At 62.6% G+C, this 14,058-nt stretch carries 14 protein-coding genes; 4 read left to right on the top strand and 10 right to left on the bottom strand.

Going from position 1 to position 14,058, the window contains the following annotated elements; translation table 11 throughout:
• Positions 1–32 precede the first annotated feature (32 nt).
• From LDZ28_RS18285 to LDZ28_RS18295, 3 genes are all read left to right on the top strand, one after another.
• A complete protein-coding gene (locus LDZ28_RS18285; protein ID WP_244828406.1) occupies positions 33–362 on the top strand; it encodes an H-NS family nucleoid-associated regulatory protein in 330 nt (109 codons plus the stop codon).
• Between the two features lie 652 nt (positions 363–1,014).
• A complete protein-coding gene (locus tag LDZ28_RS18290; protein ID WP_244828407.1) occupies positions 1,015–1,419 on the top strand; it encodes a helix-turn-helix domain-containing protein in 405 nt (134 codons plus the stop codon).
• Positions 1,420–1,453: 34 nt separating this feature from the next.
• Positions 1,454–2,053 (top strand): hypothetical protein, encoded by a 600-nt coding sequence (locus LDZ28_RS18295; RefSeq protein WP_244828408.1) that lies wholly within the window; start codon positions 1,454–1,456, stop codon positions 2,051–2,053.
• Positions 2,054–2,245: 192 nt separating this feature from the next.
• On the opposite strand, the gene rhaS is transcribed toward LDZ28_RS18295, so the two are convergent.
• The 6 genes from rhaS to LDZ28_RS18325 form a co-directional block, all read right to left on the bottom strand.
• Positions 2,246–3,259: a rhamnose ABC transporter substrate-binding protein gene (rhaS, locus tag LDZ28_RS18300; protein ID WP_244828410.1), complete on the bottom strand. Its 1,014-nt coding sequence runs from the start codon at positions 3,257–3,259 to the stop codon at positions 2,246–2,248.
• Between the two features lie 97 nt (positions 3,260–3,356).
• Positions 3,357–4,361 (bottom strand): ABC transporter permease, encoded by a 1,005-nt coding sequence (locus tag LDZ28_RS18305; RefSeq protein WP_244828411.1) that lies wholly within the window; start codon positions 4,359–4,361, stop codon positions 3,357–3,359.
• Complete coding sequence (locus LDZ28_RS18310; protein ID WP_370652213.1) at positions 4,354–5,394, bottom strand: ABC transporter permease; 1,041 nt, start codon at positions 5,392–5,394, stop codon at positions 4,354–4,356. The genes LDZ28_RS18305 and LDZ28_RS18310 overlap by 8 nt, the downstream gene beginning before the upstream one ends.
• Entirely contained in the window at positions 5,394–6,917 is a 1,524-nt protein-coding gene (locus LDZ28_RS18315; RefSeq protein WP_244828413.1) for a sugar ABC transporter ATP-binding protein, read from the bottom strand. The genes LDZ28_RS18310 and LDZ28_RS18315 overlap by 1 nt, the downstream gene beginning before the upstream one ends.
• Positions 6,918–7,066: 149 nt before the next feature.
• On the bottom strand, positions 7,067–7,957 hold the full coding sequence (locus tag LDZ28_RS18320) for an amidohydrolase (RefSeq protein WP_244828414.1): 891 nt from the start codon (positions 7,955–7,957) through the stop codon (positions 7,067–7,069).
• Between the two features lie 33 nt (positions 7,958–7,990).
• Positions 7,991–8,305: an L-rhamnose mutarotase gene (locus LDZ28_RS18325; protein WP_244828416.1), complete on the bottom strand. Its 315-nt coding sequence runs from the start codon at positions 8,303–8,305 to the stop codon at positions 7,991–7,993.
• A gap of 161 nt (positions 8,306–8,466) precedes the next feature.
• Between LDZ28_RS18325 and LDZ28_RS18330 the strand changes: the two genes are divergently transcribed.
• A complete protein-coding gene (locus tag LDZ28_RS18330; RefSeq protein WP_244828417.1) occupies positions 8,467–9,423 on the top strand; it encodes a LysR family transcriptional regulator in 957 nt (318 codons plus the stop codon).
• Here the strand turns inward: LDZ28_RS18330 and LDZ28_RS18335 are convergent.
• From LDZ28_RS18335 to LDZ28_RS18350, 4 genes are read right to left on the bottom strand one after another with little or no spacing between them, the layout of a single operon-like run.
• On the bottom strand, positions 9,410–10,192 hold the full coding sequence (locus LDZ28_RS18335) for an SDR family NAD(P)-dependent oxidoreductase (RefSeq protein WP_244828419.1): 783 nt from the start codon (positions 10,190–10,192) through the stop codon (positions 9,410–9,412). The two genes, LDZ28_RS18330 and LDZ28_RS18335, sit on opposite strands and share 14 nt — an antisense overlap.
• An 11-nt stretch (positions 10,193–10,203) precedes the next feature.
• Positions 10,204–11,382, bottom strand: coding sequence for an L-rhamnonate dehydratase (rhmD, locus tag LDZ28_RS18340; protein ID WP_244828420.1), 1,179 nt, complete (start codon positions 11,380–11,382; stop codon positions 10,204–10,206).
• Positions 11,383–11,414: 32 nt separating this feature from the next.
• Positions 11,415–12,740, bottom strand: a complete 1,326-nt coding sequence (locus LDZ28_RS18345) for an MFS transporter (RefSeq protein WP_244828422.1) — start codon at positions 12,738–12,740, stop codon at positions 11,415–11,417.
• A 57-nt stretch (positions 12,741–12,797) separates the two neighbouring features.
• Complete coding sequence (locus LDZ28_RS18350) at positions 12,798–13,559, bottom strand: SDR family NAD(P)-dependent oxidoreductase (protein ID WP_244828423.1); 762 nt, start codon at positions 13,557–13,559, stop codon at positions 12,798–12,800.
• Between the last annotated feature and the right edge of the window lie 499 nt (positions 13,560–14,058).

The following is a 14,058-nucleotide window of genomic DNA, read 5'->3' on the forward strand; positions in this document are numbered from 1 at the left end:
TTCGCAAATCAAAAAGCTGAATCAGGAAAGCCGTGGACGAAAGAAAGCGAGACAGCATCATCGCGTATTTACGCAGCCGAATGGTCGAGTTCGGCATTACGGAAGGCGCGCTGGCCGAAGCATTGGCCGACGCACCAGCGGCCGAACCGCCGCCTACCTTTACCAAGACGAACGGCGCCAACGGCACGGCGAAGCCAGCTCGGGCCATGCCGCAATTGCCGTCACTGCCGCAATCCGGAGACGGCGCAGCGCCGATTTTCCGTAACGCCAGCGGCGACACGTGGGACGGCCTGGGCGACATGCCCGAATGGCTGAAGCGCGCCGTGCATGCCGGTCAGGATATCGAGTTTTATCGCGTGTAACGCCCTTCCTCGTTTCCCCGCCTTTCGGATACGCATGCACGGTGGCCATTAAGCGCCATCATTATGCGTAGTCATTAAGCGCGATTCGTAAGGCATGGGCGTTTCGCCTTCGTCATTCTCACCTCAGGCCATGCAAGCGGAATGCTCCGCGTGCTTCTGCGCGCGCCGGTTTTTCGCAAAGACGGCGTAGTTAATCGCGCCCGCATTTGCCGACCGGCCGTGCACATTCGAAACGCACACGCATGCAATCGCGCGGCTCGGTGCGTGCGAAGCCTCGCGCATAGGCAATTCATCGCGAATAATCAAGCTTAAAAAATTTCGACGATGGTTCCCTTTCGCGGCGGAAACGTTTATTGGTGGTGACCAGTACCCGGCTTTCCTGAAAGCGCCGCCGTTTCGCGAACACTTCATCGTTACATCCAGCACACCGTTAGTACACCGCAAGTACGCCGAACAGGTCCCGCAGTCTTTGCTCGACAGAGGGAACGCATGAACGCTTACCAACGCCTCGCGCGCCACGATACCGATACCGAAACCGAAACTGATTGGCAGCTGCATCGACAGACGAGGAAGCGGAGCACGCGCTCAGGCCTCGCCTTGCATCGCGGCTGACTTATAGCGTCCGCGAAACGCGTATCGAACGAGGAGCGCCATGTTGCCCCGGCCCACTACCCTGCCGAGCGTCGAGCGGCGCATGACAGCCGGGCGCATGTTGCTCGAAGGGGCATCGGTGCAGGCCGTGGCGGAGCATCTGCATCTGTCCTTGCAGACGGTGAAGCGTTACAAGGCAATCGTGTCCGATGGCGGGCTCGACGAGCTCGCGAAAATGGGCGTGGGCGGACGGGTATCGGTGCTGGACCGCGAGGCGCTCGAATGGATCGCGGCCGCCTTGCAGGGCCCGGCGCGCGTGCATGGATTTGCGAGCGACGCGTGGACCAACTCGCGTCTGCGCGAACTGATCGAGCGGCGCTTCGGCGTGCGTTACTCGCGCGTCTATGTGTGGCAGATCGCGACCAATCTCGGGCTTGGGCATCTGCTGTCGAAGTCGCGACGCTGATGCCGGTGATGTTCACATATCAAAGGAGATGACCATGCTTCGAACTTCGCGTCGTGCAGGCAGTTCATGGATCGGATGCGCACTCGTCGCGCTTGCTTGTGGCTCGGCTTTGCCGGCTGCGGCGCAGGATGCCGCGTCGGAACCGCAAGCGCGAGCCGGGGCGGCGGTGGCGCAAGTGCAGGCGCATGTGGTTGGCATCGACCCGGTGACGAACAGCGTCGCGCTAAAGGGGCCGGCGGGGCGCGTCGTGGAAGTCGCCGTCAATCCGCAGGTCGCCGATGTCAAGAAGCTCAAGATAGGCGACACGGTGAACATCGAGTATCGCAACGCCGTGCTGATGCGCGCGGTCAAGGCGAAGCCGGGTGCGATTCGTGAGCGCGTCGACACGCAAGCGACCGTTCCGGCGACGAACGGCGTGACGGCGCAGGCGCGCACGGTGGAGATACTGGCGACGATTCAGCACATCGACAAGAAAAAGCGCGAGATCACGCTACGCGGCCCGACCCACACGGTGACGCTTGCGGTCGCGCCGGACTTATCGCTTGACGGCTTGAAGTCCGGAGATATGGTGCATGCGCAATTCGAATCGGCGACGGCCATTCAAGTGCTCAGGGACGGGCAGCCCTTACGCTGATCTTGACGCGCAATCGCCACGCTCCGGAAAGCCTTTGTGGATCAATGCGTTGGATGGGTCACGCAGCGGCTATCCACAGGGCTTTCAACAGAAACTGTGGATAGTTTCGTGGATGACCCATTTTGCATACGCGAATAAAAAAGCCCCGCGACCGCGGGGCCAACCTCTCAGATTCCCACTACCCTTTCGACCTCAGAAATTGAAGTTATCAATATTTGCCGAATCGAACGTCGTAGGCGGCCCGAGAATCACTTCCCCGCTCTTTCCCACGGTCCGCTTGCCCAGCTTGCCGGCTTCGAAGGAATCGCCTTCCTTGCCCGTGATCGTGCCCGACGCAAGACTGGCCGCCGCGTACGCCGCGAGATAACCCAACTGACCCGGGTCCCACAACTGGAACGCCTTGACCGTGCCGTTCTTCACGAACGCGCGCATCTGGTTCGGCGTGCCGAGACCCGTCACCGTGACCTTGCCCTTGGCTGGCGAACTCGAGATATAACGCGCCGCCGCCGCGATGCCCACCGATGTCGGCGCCACGATTCCCTTCAGGTTCGGATAAGCCTGCAGCAGGCCCTGCGTCTCCACGAATGATTTTTGATCGTCATCGTTGCCGTAGGCGATCTTCACGAGTTTGATCTTCGAATACTCCGGCTTCTTCAGTTCGTCCTGCATCCATTTGATCCAGGTGTTTTGATTGGTCGCGTTGGGCGTCGCGGAGAGAATCGCGAATTCGCCTTCACCGCCAATCAGCTTCGACAGCAACTGGATCTGTCCACGTCCGATCGCTTCCGATTCGGCCTGATTCACGAAAATTTGGCGACCGTCGGGCGCGGTGTCCGAGTCGAAAGTCACGACCTTGATGCCCTGCGACATCGCTTTTTTCAGGTACGGCACGACCGCGTTGGCGTCGTTGGCGGCGATCACGATGGCGTTCTGCCGCTGCGTGATCAACGTGTTGATATAGCTCACCTGTGACGACGCGCCCGCATCCGACGGGCCGACGACCTTGCCATCGCCCTTGAATTCCTTGATCGCGGCCATGCCGCCGTCATCGGCAATGACTTCGTACGGGTTGTTGATCTGCTTGGGCAGGAAAGCAATCTTCAGCCCGCTCTTCAGCTCGGCGGCGCTTGCGGCAAGCGCCACGGTGGCGGCCAGCAAAGCCGCCGCGAGCACCGGCCCGCGTGAGAATCGATACGGTTTTTTCATGTATGTCTCCTGTCATTGCGCGCGAGTTTTGCCCTTGGACAAACCGTTGCGCTGGTTATCAACGTTCTTCAATTCACCCTCGACCAGCCTTCAACACCTACGACGTCTGCGCCATGAAGCGTCTTTCACGCGCGGCCCTCCAGCGCGCGACCAGATTGGGAATCAGCACTGAGGACAGCAGCAGCGCCCCGGTCACGATAGTCAGTGTTTCGCTCGATACATCCGCGAGCGTCAGCGCATTGCGCAGCACGCCGATAATGACGAGCGACAGCAGCACGCCGATCATCGACCCGCGTCCGCCGAAGATGCTTACGCCGCCAAACAGCACCGCCGCGATCACGGACAACTCGAAGCCTTCGCCGTTGTCGCCGCGCGCACTGGTGAAACGCAGTGTATAGACGATGCCCGCGAGCGCCGCCATCGCGCCGGACAGCATGAAGAGCCTGATCTTGGTCTTCGTCACGTCGATACCCGAAAACTGCGCGGCCGTGGGGTTCGCGCCGATGGCAAAGAGGCTGCGGCCGAACGGCGTCGCCTGCAACAGCACCGTGAAGACGAGCGCGCCCGCGATCACGAGAACGAAGGGCATCGGCAGGAAGGTATCCGCGATGGTATCGATGCCGAACGACGTGTACGACGCCGGAAAGTCCGCGATGGCCTGGTCGCCGAGCAACACGTAAGCGAGACCCCGAAACAGCGCTAGCGTGCCGATGGTGACAGCAAGCGATGGCAGATTGAAGCGCACGATCACGAGCCCGTTGAGCAGCCCGGCCATTGTGCCCGCGACGAGCACGATGGCGATGACGAGCGGCATCGGCAAGCCCATGTGCCAAAGCACGCCCATCAACGCGCTCGACACGCCCAGCACGGACGCCACCGACAAATCGATTTCCGCCGCGACGATGATGAGCGTCATCGGCAAGGCGATCAGCGCGATCTCGGTGAAATCGGCGAGCATGTTCGAGAGGTTCGCGCCGGAAAGGAACATCGGCGAAAGCACGCGTCCGCCAATCAGCGAGACGACCAGCACGATGGCGAGCATCGCCTCCCATTGCAGATGACGGCGTTTTGCCGTGGAAAGAGCCGAGTCGGGTTTAGCCATGATCGCGTTTCCTCATCATGCGGCGCGCGACCGAGCGCGCGAGCAACGTATCCAGCGCGATCGCCGCGACGATCAGCGCGCCTTGAATGGCCTGCTGCCAGAACGGCGACACGCGCAACACCACGAGCGCGATGTTGATGACGCCCAGCACCAGCGCGCCGAGCGTCGCGCCCGCCACCGTGCCGACGCCGCCCGTGATCGCAACGCTGCCGACCACCGCCGCCGCGACCACCTGCAGCTCGATGCCCTTCGCCGTGCTGGCATCGACGGTGCCGAAACGCGCAAGCCACAGCACGCCCGCAAGGCCGGCGATCGCGCCGGACAGCAGGAAGCCGATCATCACGCGGCGGTCCACGCGAATGCCCGCGAGACGCGCGGCTTCGGGGTTCGAGCCGATAGCGTAATGCTCGCGGCCGCCGCGATACTGCTTCAGATACACCGACAACGCGATCAGCACGACGAGCGCGATCAACACGAGATTCGGCACGCCGAGCAGCGATCCGGTTGCAATCGTGGCAAAGCTATCCGGCAGACTCGTCGCGTTGATCTGGCCGCCGTGGACCCACGCGTAGTCCGCGCCGCGCACGATATACAGCGTCGAGAGCGTGGCGACGAGCGACGGCACGCGTCCGAAGGTGACGAGCGCGCCGTTCACCGCGCCGATCACGAGCCCGACGCCCATGCCCGCGCACATCGCGACGATCACCGGCATGTGCGGGTTCATCACGAAGAGGCTGCCGACCGCATAGGCGCTCACGCCGACGATCGACGCCACCGACAGATCGATATGCCGCATCAGCATGACGATCGTCATGCCGGCCGTCAGCAAGCCGATGATCGACACATTCAGCAGCACGTCACGCAGATTCTGCAGATTCAGGAAGTCCGGCTTCACCGCAGCGGTCGCGCCAATCAGCACGAGCAGCACGATGAAGAGCGTGAGCTCGCGACTCTTCGCGATCGAACCCGCGAGACTCTCGCGTCTCGTTTCGGCGGCAGGCAGCGCGGGCATGGTGGGAGAGTGTCGTGTCATCATGCGGCGCGTCCCAGGGTTTGCGGCGATGCGCCCAACGCGGCGCTCATCACTCGTTCTTCGTTTGCGTCGGCGCGAGCAATGTCGGCGCTGATACGGCCTTCGTGCATGACGAGCACGCGGTCCGCCATGCCGAGCACTTCGGGCAGCTCGCTTGAAATCATCAGCACGGCCATGCCCTCTTTCACGAGTTCGGCGAGCGTGCGATACACCTCGGCTTTCGCGCCCACGTCGATGCCGCGCGTCGGTTCATCGATGATGAGCACCTTCGGATTCGTCGCGAGCCACTTGCCGAGCACGACCTTCTGCTGATTGCCGCCCGACAGCGTGCCGACGGGCGCATCGAGATCGCCGGCCTTGAGGCGCAGGCGCTTGCCCCAGTCGGCGGCGAGCGTCGATTCGCTTTTCGCGGAGATGAGCCCGTGCCGCATCAAGCGGCCGAGCACGGTGAGCGATGCATTGCGCGCGATGCTCAGTTCCAGCGCGAGCCCTTGCGCGCGGCGATCCTCCGGCACGAGCGCGAGGCCCGCGCGCACGGCTGCCGCCGGATGGCCGAGGGCGAGCGCCTTCCCCGCGATCTTCACTTCACCGCCATCGACCGGATCGATGCCGAAGATGGCGCGCGCGACTTCGCTACGTCCCGCGCCGACGAGGCCCGCGAGCGCGACGATCTCGCCTGCGCGGACATCGAAGGATATGTTCTTGAATACGCCTTCGCGCGTCAGGTTGCGGACCGAGAGACGCACGTCGCCGGGCTGAACGTCCGCCTTCGGATAGAACGTGTCCAGATCGCGGCCGACCATCTTGCTCACGATGGCATCGATGGTCATGTCGCTGGTAAGCGCGTCGTAGACCTTCATGCCGTCGCGCATGATGGTCATGCGCTGCGTCAGCGCGAAGACTTCGTCGAGCCTGTGCGTGATGAAGAGGATCGCGACATCCCGCTCACGCAGCGCACGCACGATGGCAAAGAGCCGCTCCACTTCCGTCAGCGAGAGCGCGGCGGTGGGCTCGTCCATGATGAGCACGTTCGCGTCGAGCGAAAGCGCCTTGGCGATCTCGACCACTTGCTGGTCCGCGATCGACAAGCCGCGCACGAGCCGTTGCGCGCGCAGGTTCACGCCGAGCGACGCGAGCAACGCATCGACTTCGCGATGCATTTCGTCGTAGCGTATGCGTCCGAGCCGGTCGCGCGGCTGCCGGCCCATGTAGATGTTCTCCGCGATGGAAAGGTCCGCGAACAGCGTCGGCTCCTGATAGATGACGGCGAGACCGGCATCGCGTGCCTCGGCGGGATTGGCGAAGCGGCGCGGTTCGCCATCGACGAGAATCTCGCCTGCATCCGGCTGATACACGCCGGCGAGCAGTTTGACGAGCGTGGATTTACCCGCGCCGTTTTCGCCGAGCAACGCGTGGACTTCGCCCGCGAAGAGTTGCAGGCTGCCGTCGCCCAATGCGCGCACGCGGCCGAACGCCTTGCTCGCGTGCCGCAATTCGAGTCTTGGCGGCTTGTTGGTTGTCATGCGCTGTCTCCTGTTTGTCGGCCGAAGCTGGCGCTTGCTCCGGCCTGTGCAACGCCGTGGACCTTGGCGTTGCGCCTGAGCGCTTACGCGAGTTTCACGCGACGCCTTCGATCAAGTCCGACGCCAGTTCCGGTCTTCGAACGTTGCTATCAAATGCGGTAAATCCGCTCCGCATTACGCACGAATAGTGCTTGCTTTTCGCTGTCGCTCGCGTCGCTCACGATTTGCGCGTAGGCGTTCCACAGCTGTTTGTAAGTACCGAAAAGCCTGTCGACCGGGAAGTTCGATGCGAACATCGCGCGGCCGACGCCGAAGGTATCGATGGTTTCGAGCACATACGGCCGGAAGCTCTCCACTGTCCATTCGTGATCGAGCATGGCGAAGCCGCTCAGCTTCACCGCGACGTTCGGACAAGCCGCGAGCGCACGCATGCCGTCGCGCCACGCGCGATATCCTTCGACCGAAGACCGGTCCACGAACATCCCCGCATGATTGACGATGAACTGCGTGTTTGCATGTTCGCGCGCGAGTTGCGCGGCATCGTTCATCTGCGACGGATAAAGCTGCAAGTCGAACGACATGCCGAAGCGCTCGAGCAACGCGAAGTTCCGGCGCCACCGAGGCTCGTGCATGAAGTGCCGCCCGACGTAGTCATACAACGGATTTTCATGCACGTTGAGAATCTGCCGGATGCCGCGCGTGTTGGCGAAGGCCGCGTGCGCTTCGAGCACGGCGGACGCATCGTCGGCCGATAAATCCGCGCCCGCCACGATGCCGTTCGGCATGCCGCGGCCTGTGTCGTCGGCGAGTCCTTGCAGCCAGCGCGTTTCCTCGACGGGATCGGCGGGATCGTGGTTCGCATCGACGTGCACGATCTTCAGCACTTCGATGTCGCCGGCATCGCGCAACAGATCGGCGAGCAGATAGTCATGCTTCAAATCGCGCGCGTCGCCGACGAACGATGTCTGCGGATTCGCCAGCCACGGATAGTGATGCGTGGACAAATCCCACAAGTGGATATGCGGATCGACGACCTGCATGATGGTGTTCCTCACGAGCTTGGAAATGCGCGATTACGGAAGATGAAAGACGGGCGCAAGCGGCACGGCAACAGGCGCGTTGTCCGCATGCGTTTCCATCAGCTCGGCCATGTAGTCCCACCATTTGCGCATGATGGGCAAGTGCGGCAACGCGTCGGTCGAATGCGTGCCGGTGCGTTTGTAGGTGGCGAACAGATGTCCGGTTGCTTCGTCGAGAAAAATCCAGTAGTCGCGGATGCCCGCTGCAACGAGCGCATCGGCCAGTTCGGGCCATATCTCGCGATGGCGCCTCTCGTATTCCTCGCGCATGCCCGGCTTCAGGGTCATGCGAAATGCCATTGTCTCCATGGCGGACCGCCTGATTTTGTTTAGTGAGCCCGAATGTTCGCGGCTCGTTGTGCTGCGACTATAATTCGCCGACCGATAACACGACAATCCGAAAGAAGGATTGGCCGATCGCAAATGCGTATCGGTTTGAAGCTACTGCGTTGCATCACCGCGGACCGACAATGAATCAGAACGTCTCACAGGTGGCGCTCGTCAATCGCCTGAAATTCAAGCATCTGGCGCTGCTCGTCGCGCTCGACGACGCGCGCAATCTGCACCAGGCCGCCGACGCCATCAACGTCGCGCAGCCGAGCGCGAGCCGCATGCTGGCCGATATCGAGGAAGCGTTCGGCTTCCTGCTCTTCGAGCGCAACGCGCGCGGCATGCAGCCAACGCCGCTCGGCATGTCCGCGCTCGCCTACGCGCGCCGCTCGCTTGCCGACCTCACCCGCTTCGCCGACGACCTCGACAACAAACGCCGTGGCGGACATGGCCAACTCACGGTCGGCGCGATCATGGGCGCCGCGCCCGACGTGCTCGCCATGGCCGTCACCGAACTCAAGTCGGAGCGGCCGCTGCTCAACGTGCGCATCCTCGGCGAAACCAGCGACCAGGTCGTGCAACTGCTGCATCGCCGCGAAGTCGATCTCGCGCTCGGCCGTCTCACCACGCCTTTGCAGCACAACGACTTCGATTTCGAACCGCTTGCGCGCGAAGCTATGCGGCTCGTCGTGCGCGCCAGACATCCACTCGTTTCGAAGACGACGCTCGCGCTCGATACACTCGTCGGCTGGCCGTGGATCCTTCAGCCGATCACGAGTCCCGCGCGTCATCTCTTCGAGGAAGAACTCGCGCGTGCCGGGCTCACCACGCCTGCCGATATCGTGGAATGCGCGTCCATCTTCGCGACGCTGCAACTGCTGCAAAACAGCGACGCCGTCGCAATGCTGCCGGAATCCGTCGTGCGCGATTATCTGCGCGCGCAATTGCTGGTGGAACTGCCCATCGAAATCGGCAAGAGCCTGTCGGGCTTCGGCTTGCTGCGCCGCAAGTTCGAGACGCTCTCCGAACCCGCCGAATACTTCATCGCGCTGTTGCGCAAGTATTCGGCGTCGTCGCTCGCGGTCACTGCAGGTTGACGAAGAGACCGCCATCCACGAGCAGCGACGCGCCCGTCACGTAACGCGCGCGATCCGATGCCAGAAACACGACGCACTGCGCCACATCGTCCGGTTCACCGAGTCTTCCGAGCGGAATGCGCTTTTCCATATAGGCGCGCTTTTCCGTATCGGACAAGTCTTCGGCGTTGAGGTCGGTGGCGATGGTGCCCGGCATCACCGAATTGCAGCGGATGCCGTAAGGTCCGAGCGCGATGGCGCACGATTGCATCAGCGAATGCACACCCGCCTTGGTCGGTGTGTAATGCGTCTGCATGCCGCCGCCGACGAGCGCGCTGATCGAACTCGTCGCGATGATCGCGCCGCCCGTGCCTTGATCCTTCATCTGATTCGCCGCGGCCTGCGTCACGTAAAACGCGCCGTTCAGGTTCACCGCGACCGTGGTTTCATAAACCGATGGCGGCATGTCGAGAAACGCATGGAACGGACAGATGCCCGCGTTGCTCGACAGCACGTCGACGCGCCCGAAGGCGTCCACCGTGCGGCGCACGAGTTCGCGGCCGGTCTCGTGTTCGGCGACATTGCCTTCGACCGCAATCGCGCGACGGCCGAGCGCCTCGATCTCGCGCAGGATCGACTCGACCGCGTAGCCCTTGCCGTACGACTTGTCGTTGTCGCCCCAATAGTTGATCGCGACGTTCGCGCCTTCGCGCGCGCTCGCCAGCGCGATCGCCCGGCCGATGCCTCGCGAGCCGCCCGTCACGATCACCACTTTGTCTTTCAACAGCATGAACGTTTCCTTCAATGAGTGTACGGACGCGTCAACGCGCATTCGGGATTCAGCCGCACGCCGAAGCCCGGCGTCTCCGGCACCTTCATGCGGCCGTTCACCGGAACGGGTTCGTCGAGCAGCAAGGGCGTGAACATCGGCACGACCTGATCGGCTTTCTCGGCCATCATGAGGAACTCGGCGAACGGCGAGTTGTGACGCGTCACCACGAAGTGATAGCTATACACCGACGAACCGTGCGGCACCACGAGCACGTTATGCGCATCCGCGAGCGCCGAAATCTTGATGAGCTCCGTGATGCCGCCGCACCAGCCGACATCCGGCTGCACGAGGTCCGCGCAGCCCATCTCGAAGAGCATGCGAAAACCCCAGCGCGTGGCTTCGTGTTCGCCCGTCGTCACCATCATGCCGCCTGGCACCGCGCGGCGCAGTTCGGCATAGCCCCAGTAATCGTCGGGCGGCAGCGCCTCTTCGATCCATTTCAGGCCATACTCGCGCGCCGCGTTCGCGAGGCGCTTCGCGTAGTTGAGGTCGAGGCTCATCCAGCAGTCGAACATGAGCCAGAAGTCGTCACCGACTTTCGAGCGCATGTCGGCCAGTTTGGCGATGTTCTTCGCGAGCCCTTCCTCGCCTTCGGCCGGTCCATGCTGCAAAGGCATCTTGCCGCCGATGAAACCCATCTCCTTGGCGAGATCCGGCCGCGCGCCGGTTGCATAGAACTGGAGTTCATCCCGCACCGGGCCGCCGAGCAACTGGAACACGGGTTCCTGGCGCACCTTCGCGAGCAGATCCCACAACGCCAGATCGACACCCGATATCGCGTTGAGCACGATACCCTTGCGCCCGTAGTACAGCGTCGCGAAATACATCTGATCCCACATCTTTTCGATATCCGTCACGCGCTGCCCTTCGAGGAAGCGCGCCAGATGCTTCTCGACGATGAATGCGCCGATCTCGCCGCCCGTCGTCACCGCGAAGCCGACCGTGCCGTCGCTTGCCTCGATCTCCACGACGAGCGAGCCGAGCACGTTCAGTCCGAACGACTGACGGCTCTGGCGATACTCGGGATAACGCGCCATCGGCGTCGAGATGTGATCGTCGATCCAGTGGTTCGCGCCCTGATCGTGATAATCGGCGCCGCCGCCGCGAACGGTGAAAGCGCGCACTTGGCGAATGGTGGGCATGGACATGAGTTTCTGTCTCCGTTTGAAGGCGTTGTTGTTCAGGATGCGCTGGCGGGTTTGGCGCGGGCATCGCGCGAGGCGTCGCGCTGCGGCACGCGCACGAAGGCGACGATCACGAGCGCGGCCAGGACGCTCGCCGCGCCGAGCACCATGAGTCCGGCGCTGGTCGAATGAAATGCGGCTTCGGCGGCGGTGCGGGCCATCGGTGCAAAGAATCCGCCGAGCCCGCCCAACGAGTTGATGAGCGCGATGCCGGCCGCCGCGGCCGCGCCAGTGAGATAACGCGTCGGGAACGTCCAGAAGAGCGGCTGGGCGGCGATGAATCCGCTCGCGGCGCAACACAGCGCGATAAGCGATACCACCGGCGTTCCCGCGATGCCCGACACGACGATCGCGACGCCCGACATCACGAGCAACGCGATAGCGCACACGCGATGCTTGCCGGTGCGATCCGCATAACGCGGCATGATCCACGTGACGATGACGGCCGCCACCCAAGGCAACGCGGTCACGAGTCCGACACGAAAGCCGACCTTGGTTCCGAGCAGCGCGGACACTTGTTGCGGCAGATAGAACACCACGCCATAGACGGCTGCCTGGATCAGGAAATACGCGCAGCACAAGACCAGCACGCGCGGATCGATGAGCGCCGCCAGCACGCCACGCGGTCCGTGCGATGACGCGTTGCGGGCGTCGTCATCGAGACGCGCGACGAGCAGCGCGCGTTGATCCTGAGTGAGCCAGCGTGCGCGGGCGGGGTCGTCGTCGAGATACCAGAACGCCCAGACACCGACGATCGACGCGAGCAAGCCTTCGACCAGAAAGAGCCATTGCCAGCCCGAAAAGCCGAGCGCGCCGTGCAAGTCCAGCAGCAATCCGGACAAAGGCGCACCGAAGATGAACGCGAGCGGCGCGCCGAAGTAAAACACGCCGAGCGCACGCGCCCGAGCGCTTTGCGGGAACCAGCGCGTCAGGTAATAGACGATGCCGGGAAAGAATCCGGCTTCCGCCACGCCGAGCAGAAAGCGCAACGTGTAGAAGGTCGTGGCGTTGTGCGCGAAGGACATCGCCGCCGAAACAAGACCCCACGTCACCACGATGCGGCACATCCACAGCTTCGCGCCCACGCGATGCAAGAGCAGATTGCTCGGCACCTCGAAGATTGCGTAGCCGACGAAGAACACGCCCGCGCCGAACGCGAACGCGGCATTGGTGAGGCCGGTGTCCTGCTGCAGCGCCTTCTGCGCGAAACCGATGTTCGCGCGGTCCAGAAATGCGAGCACATACATGAGCAGCAGAAACGGCAGCAGCCGGCGCATCACGCGGGACGTGACGGCGCCTTCCGCGCTAACGGAGTCATTCATGTCTCTCTCCAGGTCGCCTTGCTTTTTTATGATGGCGATCGAGCAATCACGGCGATATCAATAAGTCGCGCGTCCGCCCGACAGATCGAACACCGAGCCCGTGCTGAACGCGCAGTCTTCCGACGAGAGCCAGAGGATCAGCGACGCGGCTTCCTGCGGCTGAAGAAAGCGGTTCATCGGGATTTTGGACAGCATGTAGTCGATGTGCTGCTGCGACATCGAATCGAAGATTTCGGTTTTGGCGGCGGCCGGCGTGACCGCGTTGACGAGAATGCCCTTGCCCGCGAGTTCCTTGCCGAGCGACTTGGTGAGCCCGATCAGCCCGGCCTTCGACGCGCTGTAGTGCGAGGCGTTCGGGTTGCCTTCCTTGCCCGCGATGGACGACACGTTGACAATGCGCCCGTAACCCGCCTTCAGCATGTGCGGAACGACGGCGCGGCAAGTGAGATACGGCCCGATCAGATTGACATCGACGACGCGGCGCCAGACATCGGGAGCGAGTTCCCAGGTCGTGCCGTTGCCGCCGGTGATGCCTGCGTTGTTCACGAGGACATCGATATGGCCGTGCGCGGCGAGCGCTTTCTGGACGGCCGCCTCGATGGAGGCTTCATCGGTGAGTTCGACGACTGCGTCGCTCACCTTGCGGTCTTCGTGCTTGGCGGAGAGTTCCGCAGTCGTGCGTTGCAGCCGTTCGCCATCGACGTCCCACAGCACGACATCCGCGCCCGATTCGAGCGCCCGTTCCGCCACCGCGAGGCCAATGCCGCGCGCGCCGCCTGTTACAACCACCGTGCGGCCCGCCAGATCGATCCGGTTCATCCTTTCGTCTCCTTGTTGTTGCGTCATTCATGCAAGAAATGAATGCCGTGAGACGCACTATAGTCCCACGGCAATAGCGCAACAATTCGAAAGGGCAATCGTTCGATAGCGAAAGCGGATCGGCTGGCTTATCGACGAGCAGGTTTTGCGTCGCGTGAGCGAAGTTTGAACATGCGCCGAGGTGTCTCGGGGTGGACTGCAGTCCCAGACCTTTCCAAGTGCTGGTCGTGAAAGGCGCGGTCGGCGAACATGGCAAAGGCAAATAAAGCGGCGATACCGATTGGGCTAAAGAGAAGAATGGCGACGAACACGAGAAACTCCTTAAACTGGCTACGTCGCAGTATAAAGCGATAATCTCGGCCAACTTATCCCCAACTTCGCAAAACGCCGTTTAACTATCGAAGCGACTTTTTAAGATGGAGCCGATTCCGAATGTTCAAGTAGCGTTCGCAACCGGCGTCGGGAACGCGCATTGCTCCCGCCCTTCACGGTCGCATTG

Origin of the sequence: Caballeronia sp. TF1N1, assembly GCF_022878925.1 — a bacterium.
GTDB lineage: Bacteria > Pseudomonadota > Gammaproteobacteria > Burkholderiales > Burkholderiaceae > Caballeronia.